Source organism: Aeromicrobium sp. P2_G6 (assembly GCF_056403535.1).
Genome location: NZ_JBFUFH010000001.1, coordinates 651,843 through 675,892 on the forward strand (window position 1 = coordinate 651,843; position 24,050 = coordinate 675,892).

At 68.2% G+C, this 24,050-nt stretch carries 26 protein-coding genes and 1 tRNA gene; 12 read left to right on the forward strand and 15 right to left on the reverse strand.

Going from position 1 to position 24,050, the window contains the following annotated elements:
• Positions 1–50: 50 nt before the first annotated feature.
• Complete coding sequence (locus AC1DVU_RS03160; protein WP_476920971.1) at positions 51–218, forward strand: hypothetical protein; 168 nt, start codon at positions 51–53, stop codon at positions 216–218.
• A 38-nt stretch (positions 219–256) separates the two neighbouring features.
• On the forward strand, positions 257–646 hold the full coding sequence (locus tag AC1DVU_RS03165; RefSeq protein WP_476920972.1) for a phage holin family protein: 390 nt from the start codon (positions 257–259) through the stop codon (positions 644–646).
• A 7-nt stretch (positions 647–653) separates the two neighbouring features.
• On the opposite strand, the gene AC1DVU_RS03170 is transcribed toward AC1DVU_RS03165, so the two are convergent.
• A complete protein-coding gene (locus AC1DVU_RS03170; RefSeq protein WP_476920973.1) occupies positions 654–1,034 on the reverse strand; it encodes a winged helix-turn-helix transcriptional regulator in 381 nt (126 codons plus the stop codon).
• A gap of 120 nt (positions 1,035–1,154) precedes the next feature.
• Here AC1DVU_RS03170 and AC1DVU_RS03175 point away from each other — a divergent pair, with 120 nt between their 5' ends.
• A complete protein-coding gene (locus tag AC1DVU_RS03175; RefSeq protein ID WP_476920974.1) occupies positions 1,155–1,562 on the forward strand; it encodes a RidA family protein in 408 nt (135 codons plus the stop codon).
• Between the two features lie 6 nt (positions 1,563–1,568).
• Here the strand turns inward: AC1DVU_RS03175 and AC1DVU_RS03180 are convergent, their stop codons facing one another.
• From AC1DVU_RS03180 to nth, 5 genes are all read right to left on the reverse strand, one after another.
• The gene (locus tag AC1DVU_RS03180; RefSeq protein WP_476920975.1) at positions 1,569–2,396 is read right to left on the reverse strand and encodes a hypothetical protein; all 828 of its coding nucleotides are present in this window, start codon (positions 2,394–2,396) and stop codon (positions 1,569–1,571) included.
• Positions 2,396–3,568, reverse strand: coding sequence for a MarP family serine protease (locus AC1DVU_RS03185; protein WP_476920976.1), 1,173 nt, complete (start codon positions 3,566–3,568; stop codon positions 2,396–2,398). The genes AC1DVU_RS03180 and AC1DVU_RS03185 overlap by 1 nt, the downstream gene beginning before the upstream one ends.
• Entirely contained in the window at positions 3,565–4,209 is a 645-nt protein-coding gene (locus tag AC1DVU_RS03190) for an NUDIX hydrolase (RefSeq protein WP_476920977.1), read from the reverse strand. Before AC1DVU_RS03190 ends, AC1DVU_RS03185 begins: the two co-directional genes overlap by 4 nt.
• 79 nt (positions 4,210–4,288) lie before the next feature.
• Positions 4,289–4,903: a TlpA family protein disulfide reductase gene (locus tag AC1DVU_RS03195; RefSeq protein WP_476920978.1), complete on the reverse strand. Its 615-nt coding sequence runs from the start codon at positions 4,901–4,903 to the stop codon at positions 4,289–4,291.
• On the reverse strand, positions 4,900–5,619 hold the full coding sequence (gene nth / locus AC1DVU_RS03200; protein WP_476920979.1) for an endonuclease III: 720 nt from the start codon (positions 5,617–5,619) through the stop codon (positions 4,900–4,902). The genes AC1DVU_RS03195 and nth overlap by 4 nt, the downstream gene beginning before the upstream one ends.
• Before the next feature lie 179 nt (positions 5,620–5,798).
• Between nth and AC1DVU_RS03205 the strand changes: the two genes are divergently transcribed.
• Entirely contained in the window at positions 5,799–6,476 is a 678-nt protein-coding gene (locus AC1DVU_RS03205; protein ID WP_476920980.1) for a Crp/Fnr family transcriptional regulator, read from the forward strand.
• 70 nt (positions 6,477–6,546) lie between these two features.
• Here AC1DVU_RS03205 and AC1DVU_RS03210 read toward each other — a convergent pair whose 3' ends face one another.
• The 5 genes from AC1DVU_RS03210 to AC1DVU_RS03230 all read right to left on the reverse strand — a co-directional run bounded on the left by AC1DVU_RS03210 (position 6,547) and on the right by AC1DVU_RS03230 (position 9,911).
• A complete protein-coding gene (locus AC1DVU_RS03210; protein WP_476920981.1) occupies positions 6,547–7,365 on the reverse strand; it encodes a DUF559 domain-containing protein in 819 nt (272 codons plus the stop codon).
• Positions 7,366–7,629: 264 nt separating this feature from the next.
• Positions 7,630–8,397 carry an MBL fold metallo-hydrolase gene (locus AC1DVU_RS03215; protein WP_476920982.1) on the reverse strand — a complete coding sequence of 256 codons (768 nt, stop codon included), beginning with the start codon at positions 8,395–8,397 and terminating at the stop codon, positions 7,630–7,632.
• Positions 8,394–9,212 (reverse strand): NUDIX hydrolase, encoded by an 819-nt coding sequence (locus AC1DVU_RS03220; protein ID WP_476920983.1) that lies wholly within the window; start codon positions 9,210–9,212, stop codon positions 8,394–8,396. Before AC1DVU_RS03220 ends, AC1DVU_RS03215 begins: the two co-directional genes overlap by 4 nt.
• A 5-nt stretch (positions 9,213–9,217) precedes the next feature.
• Positions 9,218–9,676, reverse strand: a complete 459-nt coding sequence (locus tag AC1DVU_RS03225) for a RidA family protein (RefSeq protein WP_476920984.1) — start codon at positions 9,674–9,676, stop codon at positions 9,218–9,220.
• A gap of 79 nt (positions 9,677–9,755) precedes the next feature.
• Positions 9,756–9,911: a DUF4177 domain-containing protein gene (locus AC1DVU_RS03230; RefSeq protein ID WP_118397113.1), complete on the reverse strand. Its 156-nt coding sequence runs from the start codon at positions 9,909–9,911 to the stop codon at positions 9,756–9,758.
• A 55-nt stretch (positions 9,912–9,966) separates the two neighbouring features.
• Between AC1DVU_RS03230 and bagA the strand changes: the two genes are divergently transcribed.
• Together bagA and bagB are read left to right on the forward strand one after the other, a co-directional pair.
• Positions 9,967–10,926, forward strand: coding sequence for an ATPase BagA (bagA, locus tag AC1DVU_RS03235; protein WP_476920985.1), 960 nt, complete (start codon positions 9,967–9,969; stop codon positions 10,924–10,926).
• A complete protein-coding gene (gene bagB / locus AC1DVU_RS03240) occupies positions 10,923–12,143 on the forward strand; it encodes an ATPase BagB (protein WP_476920986.1) in 1,221 nt (406 codons plus the stop codon). Before bagA ends, bagB begins: the two co-directional genes overlap by 4 nt.
• On the opposite strand, the gene AC1DVU_RS03245 is transcribed toward bagB, so the two are convergent.
• Complete coding sequence (locus AC1DVU_RS03245; RefSeq protein WP_056210166.1) at positions 12,140–12,397, reverse strand: WhiB family transcriptional regulator; 258 nt, start codon at positions 12,395–12,397, stop codon at positions 12,140–12,142. The two genes, bagB and AC1DVU_RS03245, sit on opposite strands and share 4 nt — an antisense overlap.
• Before the next feature lie 175 nt (positions 12,398–12,572).
• Between AC1DVU_RS03245 and AC1DVU_RS03250 the strand changes: the two genes are divergently transcribed.
• A complete protein-coding gene (locus tag AC1DVU_RS03250) occupies positions 12,573–14,765 on the forward strand; it encodes a transglycosylase domain-containing protein (protein WP_476920987.1) in 2,193 nt (730 codons plus the stop codon).
• 3 nt (positions 14,766–14,768) lie between these two features.
• Here AC1DVU_RS03250 and AC1DVU_RS03255 read toward each other — a convergent pair whose 3' ends face one another.
• On the reverse strand, positions 14,769–15,230 hold the full coding sequence (locus AC1DVU_RS03255) for a GatB/YqeY domain-containing protein (protein ID WP_476920988.1): 462 nt from the start codon (positions 15,228–15,230) through the stop codon (positions 14,769–14,771).
• A gap of 39 nt (positions 15,231–15,269) precedes the next feature.
• On the opposite strand from AC1DVU_RS03255, the gene AC1DVU_RS03260 reads away from it, so the two are divergent.
• Positions 15,270–16,175 carry a metallophosphoesterase gene (locus tag AC1DVU_RS03260; RefSeq protein WP_476920989.1) on the forward strand — a complete coding sequence of 302 codons (906 nt, stop codon included), beginning with the start codon at positions 15,270–15,272 and terminating at the stop codon, positions 16,173–16,175.
• An 8-nt stretch (positions 16,176–16,183) separates the two neighbouring features.
• Positions 16,184–16,257, forward strand: a tRNA-Pro gene (locus tag AC1DVU_RS03265).
• A gap of 107 nt (positions 16,258–16,364) precedes the next feature.
• Here AC1DVU_RS03265 and AC1DVU_RS03270 read toward each other — a convergent pair.
• Entirely contained in the window at positions 16,365–17,741 is a 1,377-nt protein-coding gene (locus tag AC1DVU_RS03270) for an MFS transporter (protein ID WP_476920990.1), read from the reverse strand.
• A gap of 497 nt (positions 17,742–18,238) precedes the next feature.
• Between AC1DVU_RS03270 and AC1DVU_RS03275 the strand changes: the two genes are divergently transcribed.
• From AC1DVU_RS03275 to AC1DVU_RS03285, 3 genes are read left to right on the forward strand one after another with little or no spacing between them, the layout of a single operon-like run.
• Positions 18,239–18,976, forward strand: a complete 738-nt coding sequence (locus AC1DVU_RS03275; protein WP_476920991.1) for a hypothetical protein — start codon at positions 18,239–18,241, stop codon at positions 18,974–18,976.
• 4 nt (positions 18,977–18,980) lie between these two features.
• Positions 18,981–20,921: an acetoacetate--CoA ligase gene (locus tag AC1DVU_RS03280; RefSeq protein ID WP_476920992.1), complete on the forward strand. Its 1,941-nt coding sequence runs from the start codon at positions 18,981–18,983 to the stop codon at positions 20,919–20,921.
• A 57-nt stretch (positions 20,922–20,978) separates the two neighbouring features.
• Complete coding sequence (locus AC1DVU_RS03285; RefSeq protein ID WP_476920993.1) at positions 20,979–22,046, forward strand: hypothetical protein; 1,068 nt, start codon at positions 20,979–20,981, stop codon at positions 22,044–22,046.
• On the opposite strand, the gene AC1DVU_RS03290 is transcribed toward AC1DVU_RS03285, so the two are convergent.
• The gene (locus AC1DVU_RS03290) at positions 22,033–24,033 is read right to left on the reverse strand and encodes a hypothetical protein (RefSeq protein WP_476920994.1); all 2,001 of its coding nucleotides are present in this window, start codon (positions 24,031–24,033) and stop codon (positions 22,033–22,035) included. The genes AC1DVU_RS03285 and AC1DVU_RS03290 overlap by 14 nt on opposite strands.
• Positions 24,034–24,050 lie beyond the last annotated feature (17 nt).

Here is a 24,050-nt window from a genome sequence, read left to right on the forward strand (position 1 = left end):
GACGGGTTCCGTTCAGTTTGATCTCATCTTCGCGGGGAACTGTCGTAGGCATGCCTTCCACGACGATGACCAGGAACGACAAGCAGCCGACTCCGGTGACCCGGCGGGTGAGCGCCGATCTGGCCATCGGCCTGACTCTCCTCGGAGTCGTCATCGTCGGCAGGCTGCTCTGGGCGATCACAGACGGCAGCATCCTCACCGCGCTGGGCGCACGCTGACCTGCGCGATCCCGTGAGTCACTTGTAGGCTCGCCGGTATGAACAACGCTGATGATCCGACCATTGGCCGGCTGGTCGCCGACGCCAGCCGCGACCTCTCGGCTCTGGTGCAGTCGGAGATCAGGCTCGCCAAGAGTGAGCTGAAGTTCAGCGTCAAGGCCGGCGGCATCGGAGCGGGCCTGCTGGCAGTCGCGGCCTTCTTCGGCCTGCTGATCGTCATCATGCTGTCGATCTCCGGCGCGTACTTCCTCACCATGGCGGGTCTCGACCCGGCATGGGCTTTCCTCGTCGTCGCCGGCATCTACCTCGTGCTGACGGTCCTGGCCATCATCCTGGGCATCGTCCTGCTCAAGAAGATCCGCGCGCCCGAGCGCACGATCGCCACCGCCAAGGAGATCCCGGCTGCCCTCAAGGGCCGCACGAGCTAGTTCGCCGTCAGGCGTCGAAGCTGCGGCGGGCAGCCTCGATGTCACCGAGGAACCGGCGCGTCCAGCCACACATTCCGTCGACCGTCGCGCGCAAAGCCTGACCCGGCTCCGTGAGGGTGTACTCGACGCGAGGTGGGACGGTCGGATAGACCGTGCGCTCGACCAGGCCGTTGCGCTCCAGCATGCGCAGGTTCTGCGTGAGCATCTTGTGACTGATCCCCTCGATCTCGTTGCGCACCTCGCTGAAGCGCAGGGTGCGATCACCGAGTCCCTCGACGATGAGGAACGCCCACTTGTTGGCGACGTCGGAGAAGATCTCCCGCGCCAAGGAGTCCGCGCGCGCCAGGTCTGCATCGTCAGGCGAGCCCGTGAACTGCTTGGTCACCATGAGGTTCTCCAGTCACCGAAAAGTGCGTTCTTCCGCGTCAGCGACAAGTCTCCTACGGTTACTGAGTAACCACAAGAGAGTGAGTGTCGTCAGGCGCTCAGAACCAGGAGGAACAGCATCATGACCATCACGTTCGCGAACCCCACCGGCCTACCCGCGATCGACGTCTACAAGCAGGTATCGGTCGCATCGGGTTCGAGGCTCGTCTTTGTCGCCGGGCAGGTCGCCTGGGACGCCGACGGAGTGACGATCGGCGAGGGCGACCTTGCCGCCCAGGTCGAGCAGAGCTATCTCAACGTCGGCACCGCGCTGGCCGAGGTCGGTGGCTCCTTCGACGATGTGGCGAAGCTGACCTTCTACGTCGTCGACTGGACCCCCGACAAGCTGCCCTCGCTTCTGGAAGGCATATCCCGGGCAGCCGTCAAGCTGGGAACCACCCCGGCCCCGCCGACCACGCTGATCGGCGTTGCCGCACTGGACGTCCCAGAACATCTGGTCGAGATCGAAGCCACCGCGGTCCTCGACTGAGCAGGACTAAGCCGTACGCCTGCCCGTCACTGCTCGGCCTACGAATCCAGCCACGGCCGCGATGGCGCCGCCGATCGCGAGGATGACCAGCCACGCGTCGAGGGAATCGGCTGCCCGGTCGACCAGGAGCTTCTGCAGGGTCCGGGCGAACTCCGAGGGCGCTTCGGTGTGGTCGAGGATCTTCTGTGTCACGGGACCGCTCGACAGCCACAGGATGCCGGCGACGCCGAGCACCCCGGCGCCGAGCCATGCCACGGCGGCGGACGTACGCCGTGCGAGCGCGATGCACGCGGCGGCCGCGAGCAACGCGACGATGCCGGCAATCCGGCCCAGGCGGCTCGACTCCTTGACGCGGTCGACCACTTCGCGGTCACCCGCATCGGTCACGACCGGCACGACGAGGTGGTCCGGCACGGTGAGGGCGACCGGCAGGTCACCACCGACCTGCTTGGCGACGAACGTGGCCATCGGGCTGACGTCGACACCCAGCACCTTGGGCATGGGGTCGGCGAACGCTTCGCGGTGGGAGTTACGCTGCGTCTCCTCCCACGCCTCGACGAACCCGGCCTCATTGGTCGTACGCGCCATGGTCCCCGAGAGTGCGGCCGACGCCGGCGCCTTGAGCGCAGCCGGAAGGACACCGCGGGCCGACAGCTCGTCAGTGAGGTAGGCCGAGAATGCCCGCTGCAGCTCGGTGTCCTTGGCGAGCGTGCTGCTGAAATTCACGTAGCCGTCCTCGTTGACGACATGCGTCGACAGCCACAGCAGCGGGACCGCCGCCAGGAGCGCGAGCAGCGCGATGGCGCCACTGACGAACGACAACAACGTACGCATCAGGCACATCCTCCGGTCGAGACCGTCGAGCTCGCCGCGATGCCGGCGCGCGCGTCGTCGGCCACCTGCGATGCCGTCAGGGCGTAGCCCGTCGACTTGTCCGTGATCGACGCCGCGAAGATCACGCCGAGGACGTCACCGTCCTTGGACACGAGCGGCCCGCCGGAGTTGCCGGAGCGTACGAGTCCGCGAACCGAGTAGGTCTCGCGGACGACCTGGCCCTGGTCGTAAATGTCGGGGCTGCGCAGCCGCATCTCGCTGCGGATGCGGGCCGCGCGCGCGTCGAACGGTCCGTTCTCGGGGAAGCCGAGGATCGCCGCGTCGTCTCCCGCCTCACCCGTCGTGTCGAAGTCGAGCGGCGCCACGCCCGAGCCGTCGACGGCCAGCACCGCGACGTCGAGCTTGCGGTCGAACAGGACGACGCGGGCGCTCATGCGCTGGCCGTTGATGATGACCGACGGGTCCTCGACACCTGCGACGACGTGCGCGTTCGTCATGATGCGACCCTCGGAGTACGCGAAGCCGGACCCCTCGATGCCGCGCTGGCACTTGGCCTGGCCGAGGATCTTGACGACGCTTCCGGACGCCTTGCGCACACCGTCACTCGCAAGGGTCGCGGTGTCGGGCGGCCCCACCGGCTTGATGTTCTCGCTCTCGAACGGGTCGATGTAGCGCGGGAACAGGTTGGCGTCGAGCACCTCGTTGAACGACCGCAGGACCGAGGTCGCGCGCGGCGGCATGACCGAGTCGACGCGGTCGAGGATCACCGAGTCCCGCGAGGCGGTCGACAGGTAGGGGATCGTGGTGCCGCTGACCGAGTAGCCGAGCGCCCAACCGGCGCACAGCACCGCGACCATGCTCAGCACGCTGCCGCCGACGGCGTCGACCCACCGCAAGGGCTTCCACTTGAGGCCATTGCGCAGGTCGGTGCCGACGTACGTCCCGATGCCCTGCCCGATCGCCGCTGCACCGACGACGAGACCGAGCGCCAAGAGGGACGAGCTCAACGTCGCGGTGTTGCCGGACAGGAACTTCGGCACGATCGCGAGCGCCAGCAGGCCGCCGACCAGCAGGCCCACGGTCGCGATCAGGTTGACGACGAAGCCCTGGACGTAGCCCGAGACGGCATACGCCAGCAGGATCAGGACGAGGATGACGTCGAGTGAGTTCATGAGAAATCGGGGAGGGGTCGGGTGATGCTGTCGTCCCAGGGCTGCTCCCAGCCGAGGCGCTCGAACAGTCGTGACACGACGCCCGCGGTGAAGCCCCACAGCGGCACACCGGAGCCGATCTCGAACGCCGGCCCACGCCAGCCCGAGGGGTGCTCGACGCTGAACCGGTTGGCCGGGTCGAGCAGCCGCCGTATGGGCTGGTGGATGATCGCGCCGACCTCTTCAGCACTGACCGGCATGAGCGGCTTGGGCTCTCGCCAGTAGCCGAGGACAGGGGTCACGGCGAAGTTGCTGGGCGGCAGCCACAGCGTCGGGAGGGTCCCGAAGACGTCGACCTCGTCGGGGTTGAGCCCGACCTCCTCGTTGGCCTCGCGCAGCGCTGTTGCGACGGCGTCGGCGTCCTCGGGGTCGGTGGCACCGCCGGGGAACGAGATCTGCCCGGCGTGGTTGCGCATCTTGGCCGCGCGCTCGGTGAGCAGCAGCTCGGGGCCGTTGTCACCGTCGGCGAACAGCATCAGGACCGCCGCAGGACGGGCATTGGCCGGGGGGTGCGGGAACCGCGGCGCCAGCTGCTCCGCGTCGACGGAGCCGGCGAGCTCGGCGAGGGGCCGCAGCCACTCCGGGAGGTGCTCCCAGCTCATGCCGCCACCCCCGAGAAAAACCCACGATACGGAGCCGGCGGCATGAACCCAGCCACATGGTTCGCTCGCTGGCGCTCGCTCATGGCGACACCCCCAAGTGCTTCTCGATCGCGGCCGTCAGGTCGGCATACGAACGGAACGCGATGCGCTCCGTGGCGACCATTGTTCCTTGTGCATCCACGAACACGGTCTGCGGCAGACCAATGACCTTGAACGGTGCCTTGGCGTCGGCGTCACGGTCGGCCAGCAACGGGTAGGTCACGCCGGACTGCCCGGCGAGCTCGAGCGCCGCATCGGGAGCCGGGTCGTCGAAGTCCACACCGATCACCTGGAGTTTGTCGCCGTACGCCCGGTGCGCCTTGGCGAGCAGCGGCAGCTCCTCACGGCACGGCGCACACCAGCTGGCCCAGAAGTTGATGACCGTCGGCGTACCCGCCAGGCCCGACAGGCGTACGGGCTGGCCGCCACCGAGGCAGTCGAGCGTCAGGTCCGGCAGCGGGCCTTCGGCGGGTGCGGGGGCATCGGACGTCGGACAGTCCTCGATGGCAGCCTGCTTCTTGGCCGCGGCAAGCTGGCCGGCATCGGTCGTCGGGGCCGCGCCGCCACCGAAGGTCGGCTCGTCGTCGTCCGAGCCGGGTCCGCCGCATCCCGTGAGTACGATCGCGAGTCCGGCCAGGATCAATCGCGCCCTCACGCAGGACCCTGCGTCGTGATGAGCGCCGCAGCCTCGACGGGATCGATCGGCCCGGTGCCGTACGACGGGCACCAATGGGCGATCGGGCAGGCCCCGCAGGCCGGCTTCTTGGCATGGCAGCAGCGCCGGCCGTGCCAGATCAGCCGATGGCTGAGCATCGTCCAGTCCTTGGGCGGGAAGATCGCGGCGACCGCGTGCTCGGTCTTGACCGCGTCCTTGACGATCTCGTCGGGCACCCACTGCAGCCGTCGTACGAGCCGGGCGAAGTGCGTGTCGACCGTCAGCCCCGGCACGTCGAACGCATTGCCGAGCACGACGTTGGCGGTCTTGCGGCCGACACCATGGAGCGTCACGAGGTCCTTGAGCCGGCCGGGCACCTCGCCGTCATACCGCTCGACCAGGTCCGCAGACAGACGCAACAGGCTCTCGGTCTTGGCGCGGAAGAACCCTGTGGGACGGATGAGCTCCTCGAGTGCGGCGCGGTCCGCGGCGGCCATCGCCCGGGCATCGGGGTAGGTGGCGAACAGCGCGGGCGTGATCGCGTTGACCCGGCGGTCGGTGGTCTGCGCCGAGAGGACCGTCGCGATGAGGAGCTCGAACGGCGTACGGAAGTCGAGCTCGCAGCCGGCATCGGGATAGGTCTCGGCGAGCACGCGATTGACCTTGCGCGCCCGGCGGACGAGCGTCGTTTCAGGTCGGGTCGCGTCGCTCGGCACGGGGTCCAGAGTACGTGTTCCCGCCCATTCTGCCTGTCCAGAGGTCACTATGGTGCAGGTCGAACCGGCTGTCCTGCGTACGTTCACCGGCGCGTATTCGGCATCGGCCGTCCCGATGTGGGAAACTGCGATCGGTGCACACAATGTGACCAGTGCAACATGAGTGATAGGGAAGACCCGTGACCGACGACGTTCTCCGCCAGGCTCCGCTGTTCTCCGGCCTCGATGATGAAGTAGCAGCCGCGCTCGAGTCATCGATGTCGTCGGCTTCGCTTCGCCGCGGAGAGATCCTCTTCAACGAGGGCGATGACGGCAACCAGCTCTATGTCGTCACCGAGGGCAAGATCAAGCTCGGCCGCACCTCCCCCGACGGGCGCGAGAACCTGCTGGCGATCCTCGGCCCCGGACAGATGTTCGGCGAGCTCTCGTTCTTCGATCCCGGGCCGCGCTCGGCGACGGCGACCGCGGTCACCGATGCCGAGCTCAAGAGCCTCGGTCACGAAGCGCTGAGCCCCGTGCTCAACGCCCACCCCGATGTCGCGCACGCACTGCTCAACCAGCTCGCGGGCCGCCTGCGCCGCACGAACGAGGTCGTCGGTGACCTGGTGTTCTCCGACGTTCCCGGCCGCGTCGCCAAGGCGCTCCTCGACCTGGCGTCCCGCTTCGGCCGCCGCGCCGACGATGGCGTGCACGTCAACCACGACCTGACGCAGGAAGAGCTGGCGCAGCTCGTCGGCGCCTCCCGCGAGACCGTCAACAAGGCGCTCGCCGACTTCGCATCGCGCGGCTGGCTGCGGCTCGAGCCCCGCAGCGTCGTCATCCTCGACCTCGAACGCCTCCAGCGCCGCGCCCGCTAGATCCGTCCGTCCTCCAAGATTTGGCGGGGGATCAACCGTTTCTGGCGGTTTCGAGCGCAATTTCGGTTGATCAGGCGCCAAATCTTGGTCGTGGTCCGGTGTAGCCGCGGAGCTTGAGTGCTTCATAGACCCGCCAGGCGATCGACTTCTCGTTGCGGAAGTCCTCGACCGTGATCACGATGACGAGCCATCCCTCGGCCTCGAGCCGTTCCCGACGCAGGTGATCCCGCTGCCGTTGCACGGCATCGCGTTCGTGGTGCCAGCCGTCGTGCTCCACGAGGACCTTGAAGCGTGGATACGCCAGGTCACCCTTCGCGATCTGCACGCCGTGCGCGTCGAGAATGGGCAGGTTGGGCACGGGATCTGGCAAGCATGCGTCGAAGATGATCCATCGGACGTCTGACTCGCGAACGGAGTCGACATGTTCGCGGACCAGAGGCGCGATGCGTCGTGCCCGCTGTACGCCATCGAGGTGTGATCCGAGGACGAACGCCTTCAGGTCGAGCAGGTCGACGTGCCCGTGTCGTACCAACCAGTCTCCAGCGGCCAAGAGCCTTCGGTCGTCCAGCTGCGTTGCGACGTCGACGAAGGTCCGCTCGGCGCTCAGCAGCGGGACCCCGCGTACGAACGTCGACCGCAACAGATCCTGGCGCCGGTGTACAACCAGTCCCCGACGCTGGACATGCAGCCGGCTGGCAGTGGAGAAGTGCAGCGGGGTCGACTCTCCCAGGTCGAGGCCCCGCCACCGCAGGTTGCTGACGTGGGACAGGGCGGCGTCGTCGGGCAGGATCTTCAGCGCCGCTCGAATCCTCAGCTCCTCGGTGTCGGCTGTCGCGCAGGTCCGCCACACTCCGTCGAACACCTGGATGAATCGCGACCCCTGGAGCATGCGCGGAGTGACACCGAACTGACGGGCCTCAACGGGAGTGAACGGTCGGTCCAGGAGCTGGGGTGGAAGTGGGCGCACCTGCCAAACGTGGCGCAGGGGAACCACCCACCGATGCGTCGCTCAGCGTCCTGTGGAGCGCCAAGGTCCCGGTCGATCCTGTGCACTCTCCAAGATTTGGCGGCACATCAACCGAAATCACGGGATTCGGCGCCCAAAACGGTTGATCTCCCGCCAAATCTTGGGGACCCGTCCAAATCTCGGGGGTTAGCCCTTGAGGTAGTCGAGCTGGGCGGCGACGCTGAGCTCGGCGGCGCCCCAGAGGGACTCGTCGACGTCCCGGTAGACCGCCTCGACGACCTCACGGGCCGTCGTCGCGCCGGAGTCGACCGCAGCGCGTACCTGGTCGAGCCGCTCGGCTCGGTGATCCAGGTAGTAGTCGACGACCCCACGAGGATCGTCGAGCACCGGACCGTGGCCCGGCAGGATGCGGGCGACCAGGCCTTCTTCGATGAGCTCACGGATGTGCGCGAGCGAGTCGAGGTAGGGGCCGAGGACGCCGTCGGGATGTGCGATCACGGTCGTGCCGCGCCCGAGGATCGTGTCGCCGCTGAGCAGCGAGCCATCCGCGACGAGGCGGAAGCAGGTCGAGTCGGTCGTGTGACCCGGCGTCGCGATGACCTCGATCTCGAGACCGTCGACGACGATCGTCTCGCCATCGACCAGCGGCTCCGCGTCGCGGGTGAACTCCGGGTCCGTCGACCGCGCCGGCGCACCCGTCAGCTCGGTGAAGCGCCCGAGCGCGTCGGTGTGGTCGAAGTGCCGATGCGTGAACAGGACGAGGCCCACGGATCCGGCTGCCGCGAGCACGGCCCGGAGATGGGTCTCGTCGGCCGGGCCCGGATCGATCACGACGGACCGCTCCGCACCGGGCTCGCGCAGGATCCAGGTGTTGGTGCCGTCGAGCGTCATGATGCCGGGATTGGCAGCCAGCACGTAGGTCGCTCGGTCGGTCACCGTCACAGCGTCGGTCATGCGGGATCTCCCAGGTCGGTCTCGAGGAACAGCTCTCCGTCGACCTCGATGAGGCGCGGCACGATCGTGCGGATCGTACGTTCGGCGGCCGCGGCAAGGATCGTGCCGGCCGTGTGCTCGGCGACCTCGCGGCAGGCGACCACTGTCGGTGGCATCATCGCGGCCTCACCGGCGTCGACACTGGCGAGCACCTCGCTCAGCGGCATCCAGCTCGCATGATCCGCCTCGCGGCTCAGCTCGCCGACTCGCTGACCCTCCGGCAGCGCAGCCACGAAGAACCTGGTGTCGTAGCGGCGTGGCTCGAACGTCGGGGTGATCCAGTGCGCCCACGCACCGATCAGGTCCGACCGCAGGACGAGCCCGTGATCGAGCAGGAAGTCACCGAACCCCAGCTCGCCGGCCTCCAACGTCACCCGCGCGGCCTGCATCTCCGGGCCGCTGGTGTCGGAGAGCACCGTCGACTCGTCGGGGCCGGCGAGCAGCACCCCGGTCTCCTCGAACGTCTCGCGCACCGCGGCGACCACGAGACCGCGCGCCAGCGGCTCGTCGCACTCCAGCCGGGTCGCCCACTCCGCCGGCGACGGTCCCGCCCACGGCACGTCATCCGTGACGTCACCGGGATGCATGCCGCCACCCGGGAAGACATACATGCCGGCGGCGAAGGCCATGCTGGTCTGCCGGCGCATCAAGAAGGCCTCGATGCCGTCCGTCCCGTCGCGCACCACGATGATCGTCGAGGCGTGGCGCGGCTCGACCACGCTGCCGTTGTAGCCCTGCGCGTGCTCACGTAGCCGCTCGGGCAGGGGGACGCGCATGTCGGTCAGCCGACCTCGACGATGAGGTCGACCTCGACGGGCGAGTCGAGGGGCAGGACGGGTACGCCAACGGCGCTGCGGGCGTGCGACCCGGCGTCACCGAAGGCCGCGCCGAACAGCTCGCTCGCGCCGTTGGCGACGCCGGGCTGCCCGGTGAAGTCCGGCGTGCTCGCGATGTAGACGGTCGCCTTGACGACGCGCACCACCGAGTCGAGCTCGACCTGCGACTTGACGGCGGCGATCGCGTTGAGCGCGCACTGGCGGGCGCAGTCGTACGCTTCCTCGGCCGAGACCTCGCCGCCGACCTTGCCGGTCAGGATGAGCTGGCCGTCGCGCAGGGGGAGCTGGCCGGACGTGTAGACGTACGAGCCGGAGCGCACCGCGGGCACGTAGACCGCGACGGGTGCGGGCACCGGCGGAACCGTCAGCCCGAGCTCCGCGAGCCGTTCGTCGACGGCGCTCATGCCGCCGTCTCCCTCAGAAGCCCACGATACGGAGACGCCGGCATGACTGCTGCCTCATGATTCACTCGCTGGCGCTCGCTCATGCGACCGGCCGCTTGAAGTAGGCGACGAGGTTCTCCGGGTTCATGCCGGGCACGATCTGCACGAGCTCCCAGCCGTCCTGGCCGAAGTTGTCGAGGATCTGCTTGGTGGCGTGCACCAGGACAGGGGCGGTGAGGTACTCCCATTTCGTCATGGCACGACTGTAACGGTCACCCTGCGCATCTGTCGGGGGCAAGTAGGCTCGACGCGTGGCTCTCTCGACGCAGCTCCATGTCGTCACTGGCAAGGGCGGCACCGGCAAGACGACGGTCGCCGCGGCGCTCGCGATGTCACTCGCCGACCAGGGCAAGCGCGTCCTGCTCTGCGAGGTCGAGGGCCGCCAGGGCATCGCCCAGCTGTTCGACGTCCCGCCGCTCCCCTACGAGGAGCGCAAGATCGCGGTCGGCCTCGGTGGCGGCGAGGTGTATGCCCTCGCGATCGACCCCGAGTCCGCACTGCTGGAATACCTCGCGATGTACTACCGCCTCGGCCGGGCCGGCAAGGCGCTCGACCGGTTCGGCATCATCGACTTCGCCACGACGATCGCCCCAGGCGTGCGCGACGTGCTGCTGACCGGCAAGGTGTATGAGGCGGCGCGACGGCGCAACGGCGACGGATTCGCCTACGACGCCGTCATCATGGACGCCCCGCCGACCGGTCGCATCACGCGCTTCCTCAACGTCAACGCCGAGGTCGCCGGACTGGCCAAGGTCGGCCCGATCCGCCGTCAGGCCGACTCGATCATGCAGATGATGCGCTCGAGCGAGACGCACGTGCACCTCGTCACGGTGCTCGAGGAGATGCCCGTGCAGGAGACGATCGACGGCATCGCCGAGCTGCAGTCCGAGCGCCTGCCGGTGGGCCGGGTCATCCTCAATCTCGTACGCCCTCCGATGCTGTCGGTCGGCACCCGCGTGGCGCTGGAGACCGGCAAGCTCACCGAGAACGCCGTGGCCCAGTCACTCGCCAAGACCTCGCTCGAGCCGGCCGCCGCCCCGGCGCTGATCGAGGAGGGTCACGCGCACCTCGAGCGCCAACGGCTGCAGGACGGCCAGCGCGACATCCTCGAGGACTGCGGTCAGCCGCTCGTCGAGCTGCCGGCCCTGACCGACGGCATCGACCTCGGCGCCCTGTTCGACCTCGCCGAGAAGCTGAGGGAGCTCGCATGACCGGCCGCGCACGTACGTCACCGTCGCCCCGCAAGGGCCGGACCTCCCTGCGGGGCGCCCCCGGTGGGCCGCCGGCCGGGTCTCTCGACATCGACCAGCTGCTCGCCGACCGTACGACCGAGATCATCGTCTGCTGCGGATCCGGTGGAGTCGGCAAGACCACGACTGCCGCCGCCCTGGCGCTCCGCGCCGCTGAGCAGGGCCGCAACGTCTGCGTGCTGACGATCGACCCGGCGCGACGCCTGGCACAGGCCATGGGGCTGACCGAGCTCGACAACACACCGCGCCCGGTCAAGGACGTCGGACTCGACGGCGGCTCGCTCGACGCCATGATGCTCGACATGAAGCGCACCTTCGACGAGGTCGTCGAGGCGCACGCGACGCCCGAGAAGGCGCAGCAGATCCTGGCCAACCCGTTCTACATCGCGCTGTCGAGCTCGTTCGCGGGCACGCAGGAATACATGGCCATGGAAAAGCTGGGACAGCTGCATGGTCAGGCGGTCGACGCGGAGCGCCGGTGGGACCTCATCGTCGTCGACACCCCGCCGTCACGGTCCGCGCTGGACTTCCTCGACGCACCTGACCGGCTCGCCTCGATGCTGGACGGTCGCTTCATCAAGCTGCTGCTCGCCCCCGCCAAGGGGCCTGCCCGCCTGCTCAGTGCCGGCTTCGGCATGGTCACCAGCGCCCTCAACAAGGTCCTGGGCGCGCAGGTCCTCACCGACATGCAGACGTTCGTCGCTGCGTTCGACACGCTCTTCGGCGGCTTCCGGCAGCGGGCCGAGGGCACGTACGCCCTGCTGCAGGCCCACGAGACCGCGTTCCTCGTCGTCGCCGCGCCCGAGCCGGCAGCGATGCGCGAGGCGTCCTACTTCGTCGAGCGGCTCGCCGGCGAGGAGATGCCGCTGGCCGGCCTCGTCGTCAACCGCGTGCACGAGAACGGCGCCGATGGCCTCTCCGGTGCCGATGCCGAGTCGGCCGGACGCAAGCTCGAGCAGGGCACCGAGAGCGACCGGATGACCGCCGACCTGTTGGCGATCCACGCCGAGCGCATGCGCGTGGCTGCCCGCGAGTCACGGTTGAAGCGCAGCTTCAGCGCCGCACACCCCGGCGTACCCACAGCATCGATCGCCGCGCTCGCCGGTGACGTGCATGACCTCGACGGGCTGCGCGAGATCGGTGAGCTGTTGGCCGGGCAGACCCAGCCGACGTCCTAGACCGCGACGGAGAGGATGCTGCGCCAGGCCGTGACGTTCGGCCGGCGACGCAACAGCGCACGACGCTCACGCTCGGTCATTCCGCCCCAGACGCCCCACTCGATGCGGTTGTCCAGCGCTTCGGCCAGGCACTCCGCACGTACATGGCAGGTCCCGCAGACCTGCTTGGCGCGGTTCTGCTCTGCACCCTTGACGAACAGTGCGTCAGACTTTCCGCGGCACGCGGCCTCAGCCGCCCAATTTTCGTTCCACATATCCAAAACCTCCCCGAGACCGGTCCCCTGTGGACCGAAGTTGGTTGTTAACTTCAATCTAGGAATTTGGCTGGGGAAGCGTCAGAGCGAATGTGACCATCTTTCTCTAGTCCTGATGGACTAGACACACTGTCGCGACTGGGAGTCCCTTCGCATCGTCACGTAACCTGACCCCATGTCTTGGGATGAGCTCCGCGCCTCGCTGCGCCAAACCGCACGGCGGGAAAAGCATCACGACGGACCCCTCTCGATCATCGGGACGATGGCGCTGCTGTCGGCCGTGGCCGGCGTCCTCGTGGCCGCGATCTTCATCCCGGGCACCGCGATGTTCGCCTCGACGGCCAACAAGCTGAGCAATGACATCGTGGACCTGCCGCTGAGGCTCGACGACCAGCCGAGCGCCCAGACGACCCGCCTGCTGGCATCCAACGGCGACCTCATCGCGTACTTCTACGAGGAGAACCGGCAGGACATCCCGCTGGCCAAGATCTCGCCGCTCATGCAGGACGCGATCCTGTCGATCGAGGACGCCCGGTTCTACGAGCACGGAGCTCTCGACCTCAAGGGCACGCTGCGCGCCCTCGTCAACAACGCGTCGGAGGGCCAGACGCAGGGCGGTTCGTCGATCACGCAGCAGCTCGTCAAGCTGACCCTCGTCTCCCAGGCCACGACCAAGAAGCAGCGGCTGGCGGCCATCAAGAAGTCGACGGCGCGCAAGATCCGCGAGCTCAAGCTCGCGATCGAGTACGAGGAGACGCACACCAAGAAGGAGATCCTCGAGCGCTATCTCAACCTCGCCTACTTCGGCGACAGCGCCTACGGCATCAGCGCCGCCTCCTACCACTACTTCTCCGTCAGCCCGGCCAAGCTCAACGTGCGCCAGGCCGCGACGCTCGCGGGACTCGTCAAGAACCCCGTCGAGTTCGACCCCCGCGTCTACCCCGAGAAGGCCCTGGCCCGCCGCAACACGGTTCTCGCCGTCATGGAGCGACTCGGCAAGATCTCCGCGGCCGACGCCAAGCGCTTCCAGGCAGCCCCGCTCGGCCTCAAGATCACCAAGTTCCCCAACGGCTGTGTCTCGACGGTCGCCGAGTTCTCGTGCGACTACGTCCGTCGCTACCTTCTCACGCAGACGGCGATCGGAGCGACGACCGAGGAGCGGCAGCGCGCGCTCGAGCGCGGCGGCCTCACGATCAAGTCCAACATCGACGTGCGGATGCAGAAGGCTGCCAACAAGGCGGTCGACGGCACCGTCAACGCCACCGACAGCGGTGCGATCGGCGCCATGGCGATGGTCGAGCCCGGCACCGGCAAGGTCAAGGGCCTGGCCCAGTCGCGCCCCATGGGCCGCGACAAGAAGAAGGGCCAGTCGTTCATCAACTTCGTCGTTCCCACCAAGTTCGGCGACTCCGGCGGCTTCCCGGCCGGCTCGACGTTCAAGATGTTCACGGTCGCGGCAGCACTCAAGCAGGGCATCGACGTCGGCCAGACGTTCAACTCCCCGGCCCGCATGACGGTGCCGGCTGGCAGCTACTTCGCCTGCAACGGTGGCGGGACCGCCGCGTGGCCGGTCAAGAACTCGACGTCGAGCGGCACCATGAACATGTATACCGGCACGCGCCTGTCGGTGAACACCTACTTTGCCCAGCTCGAGAAGAAGGCCGGGCTCTGCAACGTCGTCCGCGCCGCCGAGTCGATGGGCATCAAGGTGCCGGACCAGGACCAGGTCGGTCCATTCACCCTGGGCGTCACGAGCGTCAGCCCGCTCGACATGGCCGCGGCGTACGCCGTGCCGGCCTCCGGCGGCATGTACTGCAAGCCCCGGCCCATCAACTCGATCGTCGACTCGAACGGCAAGACCGTCGCGAAGTACCGCCCCAAGTGCGAGCGGGTCATGACCGAGGAACAGGCTGCGCAGATCAACGACATCCTCCGCGGTGTGCAGGAGCCCGGCGGATTCGGCTACAACAACGGCACCGGACTCAGCGTGCCTTCGGCGGCCAAGACCGGAACCACCCAGGACAACAAGGCGGTCTGGTACGCCGGCTACACCCCGAACCTGGTGACCACCGCGATGATCGCCGGTGTCAAGAAGAGCGGCGCGCCCAAGTCGCTCGCCGGCGTCACGATCAAGGGCGCGCCCATCAGCTTCGCGTCGGTCGGCGGCAGCTCGCTCGCCGGCCCGATGTGGGCCAAGGCGATGCACATCATCGACAACTTCCTGCCAGGGACCCAGTTCGATCCTCCGCCGAAGCGGCAGCCCGCAGCGCCGAAGAAGGACGCGAAGAAGCCTGCCGGCGATGCCGACACCGGTGGAGGTGGCGGAGGCGGAAACGGCCGAGGCAACGGAACGGACGGCCGAGGCTGAGGCTCAGGCGCCCAGCTGCCGCTTGACCTCGGCGGCGACGGCACCGCCGTCGGCCTTGCCCTTGACCTGGGGCGAGACGACGCCCATGACCTTGCCCATGGCCTTCATGCCCTCACCTGCGGCACCCGTCGACTCGACGGCGGCCGTGACGATCACGCTGATCTCCTCGGCGGAGAGCTGAGCCGGCAGGTACTCGGCGAGGATCTCCGCCTCGGCCCGCTCCTTCTCGGCGAGCTCGGGGCGGTCGCCCTCAGCGAAGGCAGTCGCGGCTTCGCGGCGCTTCTTGGCCTCCGACCCCAGCACGGTGATGACGTCCTCGTCGGTCAGCTCGCGGACCTCCTTGCCGGCGACCTCGGCGTTGGTGATGGCGGTCAGCACCATCCGCAGGGTCGACGTGCGCAACGCGTCACGTGCCTTCATCGAGGTGGTGAGATCGTCGTGAAGCTGGTCCTTGAGTCCTGACATGCGTCCAGTGTCCCACCACGGTTGTGACACGCTGGAGCCGTGCGCCCCTTCCTCTGGCCGATCGCGGCCGCCGCGGCCGGACTGGCGTACGCCTCGCTCTACGAGGTTCGCGCATTCACGCTCCGCCACGTCACGGTGCCCGTGCTCGCGGCCGGCTCCGAACCTCTGAGGGTCCTCCACCTGTCCGACGCGCACATGACGCCCGGGCAGCACAAGAAGCAGGAGTGGCTGCGAGGCCTGGCCGACCTGCAGCCAGACCTGGTCATCAACACCGGCGACAACCTCGCACACCTCGATGCCGTGCCGTCGGTCCTTCGGGCATACGGCGACCTGCTCGACCTGCCAGGCGCCTTCGTCTTCGGATCGAACGACTACTTCTCGCCCATCGCCAAGAACCCGGTCAACTACCTCAAGGGCGGCACCGGCGGCAACTGGAGGCGCGAACGGGACCTCCCGTTCGACCAGCTGCGCCACGCCTTCGAGCAGCGGGGCTGGGTCGACCTCAGCAACCGGCACGCCTCGTTCGTGGCCGGTGGCCGTCGCCTGGCGTTCGTGGGGGTCGACGATCCACACCTCAACTACGACGTGCTCGACGACGTACCCGCTGACGCGGCGGCGGACCTCGCGGTCGGGGTGGCCCACGCGCCCTACCTGCGCGTTCTCGACCGTTGGAACTCGCTGGGCTACCCGCTGATCATGGCCGGTCACACGCACGGCGGTCAGCTCCGCGTGCCGTTCTACGGCGCGCTGGTCACCAACTGCGACCTCGACCGGAGCAGGGCCCGTGGCCTGCACACGCACCAGGTCGACGGCCACGATCCGTCCTGGCTGCACGTCTCAGCAGGTCTCGGAACCTCCCCGTACACGCCCGTACGTTTTGCCTGCCGCCCCGAGGCGACGCTGCTCACCCTCACTGGGATAGACTCTTCCGGGTCCCTCAGCTAGGGGACTTTCGGGCTGTGGCGCAGCTTGGTAGCGCGCGTCGTTCGGGACGACGAGGCCGCAGGTTCAAATCCTGTCAGCCCGACACATGTGAAGTCTCAGGACATCACGGAAAGCCGGACCTGTAAGAGGGTTCGGCTTTCGTCATTTCCAGTTCTGGTGCCACGTCGGGCCAGATCTGGGGGATCTCGTCTAGCCGGTTCCGAATGGTGCCGCTTCCGTTGTCGCAGGCGAGCGCGTCGCCTGGCTCGGACGCCGTGGCAGGAACCAGGCCGCCGCGAGCCCGGCGAGCCCGGCGATGCCGAGCGAGGCCATGGCCGCGGCGTACGCCCCCGTGCTCAGGCCGGCGACGAGGATCGTGCCCGCGATAGCAGTGCCTAGTGACGAGCCCAGGTTCGAGACGGAGCGCGACAATCCCGAGATCTCGCCCTGTTGCTCTTCGCCGAAGCTTGACTGGACGACGTTGACGGACGGAGTAAGCATGCCGCCGAGCCCGAACCCGATGAGGAGCAGTCCGGGGACGAACGCCCAGGCGCTGTCGTATCCCCGCACGAGCGTGATCAGCACGGCGATGCCGACGATCGAGACGACGAAGCCGACGAGAATGAGCGTGCGCTGTGCCCGCCGCCTGGCGAACCGCTCGGCGCCGAGCGACGAGATGAGAAGTCCTGCGGTGGCTGCCGTGAAGATGACGCCGGTTCGGATCGAGTCGTAGCCGCGGACCACCTGCAGGTAGGAAGCCACCGTGAACGAGGTCCCAAGCAGGATCAGCCACTGGGTGTTCTGCGTGATCAGGCCCAGGTTTGACGTGCGGTTGCGGAACAGCGCCGTCGACAGCAACGGCTCCTGACCGGCGCGTTCCTTGCGGCGCACCGACAGGAAGAACGCGACGAGGACGAGGGCTCCGGACGCCATCAGCGCGAGAGTCAGCCAGATGTTTTGGTCGGACGCGAGGATGCCGGTCACCAGCAGGATCAGCCCGCCGGCGGACAGGATTGCTCCGCGCAGGTCGAACTGCCGGGTGGGATCCGCCGGCAGCGGGTCGACGATCCTGCGGCTGAGGAGCAGGATGGCGACAACGACCAGCGTCTGGAAGACGAAGGCGGCTCGCCAGCTGATGGCCGAGGTGATCAGTCCGCCGATGAGAGGGCCCGCTGCAGCGCCGACCCCGCCCATCGCGCTGATGACGCCGAACGCTCTAGCGCGCGAGGTGAGCTCCGTGAACAACAGCGTAGTGAGGATGTACACGGGCGGTATCAGCAGCGCGGTGCCCACGCCTTCGAGTATCGAGTTGCCGACGATGAGGAGGCCCAGCCCGGGCGAGATCGCACTGAGCAGCGCACCGACGGCGTACACAGCGAGTCCGAGCTTGAACAACCGCACTCGGCCGTAGCGGTCGGTGAGCTTGCCGCCGGGGATCATCAACGCCGCCATGACCAGCAGGAACAGGGTGATCGCGACCTGGATGCCCTGGACCGTGGTGTCCAGGTCCTCGCTCATGTCGTTGATCATCACGTTCATGTTGGAGCCGGCGAAGCTGCAGATGAACTGGGCAAGCGAAAGTGGCACCAGGACGCGTCGGAGCTCTGGCGCGGGCCTTCCAGTCGCAGGGGTCTCGGTCACGTCGGACCTCTCGTGAACGCGGGGCATGTGGAGCTGGTGCCGGCCCCACCTCGACCAACCCTGCCGCGCCTCGCGCATCCCCCGCCTCATCCGGACGGGGTGAGCCGCAACGGGGACGGCGGAGACACTGTCAGGTCCCTGCCCTCTGGAGCCACACGACCGGTCAGAAGCGCGGACTGAACGTCATCACCGGGACCTGCGCTGCTCCATCGACACTGTCTCGCGGCTGATCCCGGCTCATCAGGGAGACCAGCCACTTCGCCACATCCTTCAGTCTCATCGGTATGCCTTTCGCGTCGTCGTGCGCCGATGGGATGCGGCGTCACAGGTACGACGAACGGGCTCGCCCGGTTTCCGACAACACGGCTTTGAGAGCAGAACTCAACCTGATCGCAACGTGCGACGGGCGGCGGAGGCAGGACCCGTTGTGAAAGACTCGGCGCATGGTCGACGAGCAGCAGCCTCCCAAGAAGGTGGTCAAGCGCGTCGTCAAGAAGACCGTCATCCGTCCGGCATCATCGCCACCAGCCGCCAAGCGTGTCCGCTACGGCCGCCCGGTCGCCACCGCGAGCACCAAGCCCCAGGCCAAGGTCGCCAGCCGGCCCGGTGCAAGGCCGGCCGGCACGACCAGGACCCGTCCTCGTGTCAACGTCGGCGCGGCAGGCAAGGCCATCTCCTCGCGCGGCGCCAACGTCGCCTCCGGGATAGCCGGCGTCGTCGGCTCGGCCGGACGGACCACCGGGACCTTCGTCGCCGACCGTTACCGCGCCGTCATCGCCTGGCGCATCCCGCACATCGACCCGCGGCTGGCCTCGCTCATCACCGGGCTCTTCGTGGGGCTCGTGGCGGTGGGCCTCGGCCTGATCGCCCTCGCGATCTTCAACGACGTGCGCGGCGTCGCCTCGGGCGGCAAGCAGTGGGGCTCGCTGACCTTCGTCGTCGTCACGTTCATCGCGATCATCCTCGGCGACCTGCTCCTCACGGCCTTCGGCACGGCCCGAGCCGGACTCATCAGCTTCCTGGGCGTCGTCCTCGCGATCGTCGCGATCCTGGGCCTGTTCCTCGACATGGCCGATGACAACCGCGCACTGGTGCTGGTGCCGGTGCTCGGCGCCGTGACCTACTTCGCCTCGCAGTGGCTCATCTCAGTCGCCGAGAGCAGTCCTACACTTCCCGAGTGACCGAGTGACTGAGATCCTCTGGACTCCTCCGCTCGACGGCACGTCGCGGCTCGAGCACTTCATGCAGGGCCTTGATCGGACGTTCGCCGACTATGACGAGCTGTGGGCGTGGTCGGTCGAGCAGCCCGACGAGTTCTGGCGCTCACTGTGGCGCCACTTCGACATTCCCTCCGACGGCGATCCGACGACCGCTCTGGCCGACGCCTCCATGCCCGGCGCGGTGTGGTTCCCCGACGTACGGCTCAACTACGCCGAGGCCATGCTGCGCATGCCCGGCCGTGCCGATGACGACATCGTCGTGATCGCCGCGTCGCACAGTCGCGACGACGTACGCCTGACGGCTCGCGAGCTCCGCGACCAGGTCGCTCGCGCCCGCGCAGGACTGTTGCGCGCCGGGGTCGAGCCGGGCGACCGCGTTGCCGCCTACGCCCCCAACATCCCTGAGACCCTGGTCCTGCTGCTTGCCGCTGCGAGCCTCGGCGCGGTGTTCTCGTCGTGTGCGCCGGAGTTCGGCACGCAGAGCGTCGTCGACCGGTGGCAGCAGATCGAGCCGACCGTGGTCCTGGCGGTTGACGGCTACCAGTACGGCACGAAAGGCGTCGACCGTCGCGTGGAGGTCGAGTCGATCACCCGCAGCCTGACCAGCGTGCGCACCATCGTGTGGCTGCCCTATCTCGACCCTGCGTCACCGGCTCCTGACGGCGCGATCACCTGGTCGGAGCTCACCGCCGAGCCCGGCCCGCTGGAGTTCGTACGCCTGCCGTTCGCCGCCCCGCTCTACGTCCTGTTCTCGTCGGGCACGACGGGCCTGCCGAAGCCCATCGTCCACGGTCACGGCGGCATCACGATCGAGCACCTCAAGGCGCTCGCGCTCCACCACGACCTCGGGCCGGAGGATCGGTTCTTCTGGTTCTCGACGACCGGCTGGATGATGTGGAACCTGCTCATCTCAGGACTCGCGGTCGGGTCGACGATCGTGCTGTTCGACGGCAACCCTGCTCATCCTGACCTCGCGATGCTCTGGCAGCTCGCCGAGCGGCTCGAGATGACGTACTTCGGGACCAGCGCGCCCTTCCTGTTGCAGTGCCGCAAGGAGGGACTGGTCCCCCGTGAGGTCGCCGACCTGTCGCGGCTGCGTGGCGTCGGTTCGACCGGTGCGCCGCTGCCCGCGGAGGGGTTCCGCTGGGTCTACGACGCCGTGAGCTCCACGGCCCAGCTGGCCTCGGTCTCCGGCGGCACCGACGTGTGCTCGGCGTTCGTCGGCGCCGCACCGACCGTCCCCGTGTACGCCGGTGAGATCTCGTGCCGCATGCTCGGCTGCGCCGTCGAGGCGTACGACGACAATGCCCGGCCCGTGATCGGATCCCTCGGCGAGCTCGTCATCACGCAGCCCCTGCCGTCGATGCCAGTCGGCTTCTGGGGTGACACCGACGGCTCGCGCTACCGGGCGGCGTACTTCGAGGACATCCCCGGCGTCTGGCGCCACGGCGACTGGATCACGATCAGCGAGCGCGGCACGTGCACCATCACGGGTCGCAGCGACGCGACGCTCAACCGCGGTGGCGTACGCCTCGGCACCGCCGAGTTCTACACCGTCGTCGAGGCCTTGCCCGAGGTCGCGGACAGTCTCGTCGTGCACCTGGAGGACGACGAGGGTGGGGCGGGTCAGCTGTTGCTGTTCGTCGTGCTGGCCGAGGGACTCGCCCTCGATGAGGAGCTCCAGCGCCGCATCGCGACCGCCCTGCGTACCCAGCTCTCACCCCGGCACGTGCCCGATGCGATCCACCAGGTGGCCACGCTCCCCCGCACCCTGTCCGGCAAGAAGCTCGAGGTGCCGGTCAAGAAGATCCTTCAGGGTGCGTCGATCAACGACGCCGCGGCCAAGGGGGCGCTGACCGACCCGGACTCCCTCGACGCGTTCGTCAGGATCCGCGAGACGCTGTGATCAGGGCGTGGTCGCGAACCGATCACGTGGCGGCATCTCGAGGACTAGGGTTCGGGCATGGTGTGGGCTCGAGTCGTCGCCCTCATCGTGGCCGGCCTGTTCGTCGTCGGATGCGATGGCGAGAACCCGAGCCCGAAGCCATCGGCGACGATTCCTGCCGCCAAGCCGATACCCGAGGCGGGCCAGTGCCTGGCCAAGGAAGTGCCAGACCTCGACGACTTCGCACCTGACCTCGACTCCCGGGTCGACTGCACCACACCTCACGTCTACGAGGTCACCGCGGTCGTCGATGCACCCACCTGGCTCCTGAAGGCCAAGACACCCAAGGAGCTCGTCGCCCTGCGCGACAAGCTGGCCACCGTGGACAACGAGGACGAGCAAAAGCAGAGGTACGACGCATACGCAGGCACCGCGTGCAGCCTGGCGACCACGCGAGCGGCTGGACTGTCGAGGCTCGAGCTCCGCGGCAAGTCGATCACGGAGGCGAGCGTCGAGTTGGTCCTCAGCCAAGCCCAGGTCTGGCTCAACCTGCTAGATGCCGGGAACTGGGCGAAGGGGAACACCAAGATCCTGTGCACGATTCGCTACGACAAGGGCCGCTCGGACGGGAGTGACGTCGAAGTGCTTCCTGAACCCCGATCCATACGATCGCAGTCCCGCAAGCCGGCCGTGCAGTCGTTCCTCACGAAGGACTTCCCGCTCACGGATCGTCTCTGCGTGACCCTCAAGGACAGAGGAAGCGCGCAACCGCGCTCGTGCGAAACACCGCACCAGGGCGAGATCATCTTCGCCTTCGACGCCCTCCCCGTCCTCGGGAAGAAGTTCGTGGAGTCGATCGGGCTCGACGAGCCCTCGCATCAGGAGGCCAAGACCCTCAACCGACCGTGCCTCGACACATTGCCGATCTTCCTCGGCGCGGACCACGACGCCGACCTGACTGCGGTGGCCCAGATCGGCCAGGTCGGATGGCTCGGACGCGGTGACTACTACCCGACGCTGTGCGTCGTCGTGGCCCGCGACTCCGGGTTCGACCTGCCCGGCGGAAGTCGCATCGGCAGAGGCGCCGAGCCGGTGGACCTCGTGCCGGTCGGCCAGAGCCAGATCAGCTGGCTCAGAAGCCGGTGAAGACCAGACCCAGGATCGCGCCCAGGATCACGACGCCGATGGCCTGCCGTGGCCAGCTCCACTTGGGGTCGGGACCGTCGTGGCCGAACAGGCCGAGGGCCGACAGGACGAGGCCCGGGATGGTCATCAGGATGAACCCGTCGCGCAGCATCGTGTCGGGGTCGTCGAGGATCGAGTAGACGAGCCGGGCGAACAAGCTGCCGATGACCAGCATGAAGAGCACCTTGACGATGCCGGACGGCAGGAGACCGTGCAGCCGTACGGAGTTCGGGAACTTCCGCTCGTAGATCGCGAGCAGCTGCGGCACGACGAACAGCACAGCACCGACCCAGAGCTGCCAGCAGTTGCCGATGAAGGCGATGGACAGGAAGACGAACAGCCCAGTACGCAGACCCGTCGCGAAGATGCGCTGCCCCGACCCGGCGAACGGCAGCTTGGCCGACTCGACCGCCGACAGGCGCAGTGGGTAGCGCCAGGCTGCGTACTCCTCGACCAGCACGCGAGCGACGACCGCGATCATCGCGGTCAGGGCGATCTGGTCCGCATGGTCCGCGATCGGCAGGTCGAGGCCGGACAGCCCGGGCATGCCGCCGATGGTCTTCTGAACCGCCCAACCGGCGGTCAGCGTGCCGATGACGGTGTCGGCGAGCCGGTCCCAGGCGTACCGGCTCCCCGAGGTCGTCGTGCGCCGGAACGGCCTGGTCGCGGCCGCGATCAACGGGATCGCGAACCACAGCGCGGCAAGGCCGAGGAACGAGCGAATCGTCGTGGCGGCGCTGAGCTCGCCGGATCGCCAGATGAGCATGCCGGCAAGGAATCCGACCACACCGGCGGCGCCCGCGGTGGCGTCGAAGATCGCGATCACGAGCAAGGTCGTCGTGAGGGCCACCGATGGTGCGATCGGTATGCCGTTGGTCTGGTGGGCCGCCACCAGCCCGAGCGTCCCGCCGGCGAGGACCAGCAGTCCCCATGCGGTGCTGAAGATCGCGCGCAGGTACGACCCGTCGGCCAGTACCCGGGCGGTCAACGGCGATCGAGTCGCCAACCACAGCGGAAGGGCCAGGCTCCAGGCGTCCATCCGCTGCCAGCCCGGGAGCTGCCAGGTCCGGGACTCGTCGCCGCGGCCACCACCGGCACCCTTGAACTTGGTCATCTTGACCTTCGCGGCCTTGACGCTGCCGCCCTTGCCACCTCCCGATGCCGCGGCTGCCGCTGCTCCGGCCGCCACCGCCGCTCCGGTTGCTCCCGCGGCCCCGGTTGCTCCCGCGGCGCCGCGGCCGAGCGCGCTGCTGACCGCCAGCCCGGTGGGCCCGACCATGCTGAGCAGCGCGAACGCCGCCACGCCGATCGTGAGCACCTGGTGTGGGTGATCCGTGGGGTCCCATGCGCCCGGCAGGTCCGAGACAGGGGCGGCGATGGGCGCCGCGACCGGCTCCGGGGCTGGGGCCGGCTCGGGCGTGGGCTCAGGGCTGGGTTCTGGCTCCGGTGTCGGCTCGGGCGTCGGGCTCGGCTCAGGCGCGGGGGCCGGCGTCACGACGACCGGTGGGGCAGCAACGGGCTCGTCCTTGTGCGTCGGCTCGGGATCCGGTGTGGGTGTGGGATCCGGGTCCGGGACGGGTACGGGCGGCGGTGGGTCGGGCGTGTCCGCGACGACGGTGATCTCAAGGAAGACAGCCGGGGAGAATCCGTCGATGTTGGATTCCTGAATGACGACGTTGTAGACACCAATCGGCTGGGGAACCACTTCGCAAGTCCAGGCCTGGTCGACACCCACCGGGACCGATCCACACCCGAATGGACCTTCCACATGCACGTTGTCGCCGGAAATTCCCGTGCCGGTGATCACGATCGGGTCAGACGTCTCGAATGTGGACGGCGAGGTGACTACAGGCGCCGGAGGAGGCGCCGCCCAGGCGGCCGGCGCCAGCAGGAACCCGCACATGAGCACGCCGAGGAACGCCAAGAGGCGCGCGACGCTGCGATTCACGATGCAGTCCAGACCGC

Coding starts and splice junctions, on each gene's coding strand:
- AC1DVU_RS03190 (WP_476920977.1), bottom strand. CDS start 4,209: ATGAGCTGGGAGCACCTCCCGGAGTGGCTGCGGCCCCTCGCCGAGCTC.
- AC1DVU_RS03225 (WP_476920984.1), bottom strand. CDS start 9,676: ATGAGCGCCGTCGACGAACGGCTCGCGGAGCTCGGGCTGACGGTTCCG.
- bagB (WP_476920986.1), top strand. CDS start 10,923: ATGACCGGCCGCGCACGTACGTCACCGTCGCCCCGCAAGGGCCGGACC.
- AC1DVU_RS03170 (WP_476920973.1), bottom strand. CDS start 1,034: ATGGTGACCAAGCAGTTCACGGGCTCGCCTGACGATGCAGACCTGGCG.
- AC1DVU_RS03275 (WP_476920991.1), top strand. CDS start 18,239: ATGGTCGACGAGCAGCAGCCTCCCAAGAAGGTGGTCAAGCGCGTCGTC.
- AC1DVU_RS03285 (WP_476920993.1), top strand. CDS start 20,979: ATGGTGTGGGCTCGAGTCGTCGCCCTCATCGTGGCCGGCCTGTTCGTC.
- AC1DVU_RS03215 (WP_476920982.1), bottom strand. CDS start 8,397: ATGACCGACGCTGTGACGGTGACCGACCGAGCGACCTACGTGCTGGCT.
- AC1DVU_RS03160 (WP_476920971.1), top strand. CDS start 51: ATGCCTTCCACGACGATGACCAGGAACGACAAGCAGCCGACTCCGGTG.
- AC1DVU_RS03210 (WP_476920981.1), bottom strand. CDS start 7,365: ATGCTCCAGGGGTCGCGATTCATCCAGGTGTTCGACGGAGTGTGGCGG.
- AC1DVU_RS03220 (WP_476920983.1), bottom strand. CDS start 9,212: ATGCGCGTCCCCCTGCCCGAGCGGCTACGTGAGCACGCGCAGGGCTAC.
- AC1DVU_RS03175 (WP_476920974.1), top strand. CDS start 1,155: ATGACCATCACGTTCGCGAACCCCACCGGCCTACCCGCGATCGACGTC.
- AC1DVU_RS03180 (WP_476920975.1), bottom strand. CDS start 2,396: ATGCGTACGTTGTTGTCGTTCGTCAGTGGCGCCATCGCGCTGCTCGCG.
- AC1DVU_RS03165 (WP_476920972.1), top strand. CDS start 257: ATGAACAACGCTGATGATCCGACCATTGGCCGGCTGGTCGCCGACGCC.
- AC1DVU_RS03230 (WP_118397113.1), bottom strand. CDS start 9,911: ATGACGAAATGGGAGTACCTCACCGCCCCTGTCCTGGTGCACGCCACC.
- AC1DVU_RS03185 (WP_476920976.1), bottom strand. CDS start 3,568: ATGAACTCACTCGACGTCATCCTCGTCCTGATCCTGCTGGCGTATGCC.
- AC1DVU_RS03250 (WP_476920987.1), top strand. CDS start 12,573: ATGTCTTGGGATGAGCTCCGCGCCTCGCTGCGCCAAACCGCACGGCGG.
- AC1DVU_RS03255 (WP_476920988.1), bottom strand. CDS start 15,230: ATGTCAGGACTCAAGGACCAGCTTCACGACGATCTCACCACCTCGATG.
- AC1DVU_RS03245 (WP_056210166.1), bottom strand. CDS start 12,397: ATGTGGAACGAAAATTGGGCGGCTGAGGCCGCGTGCCGCGGAAAGTCT.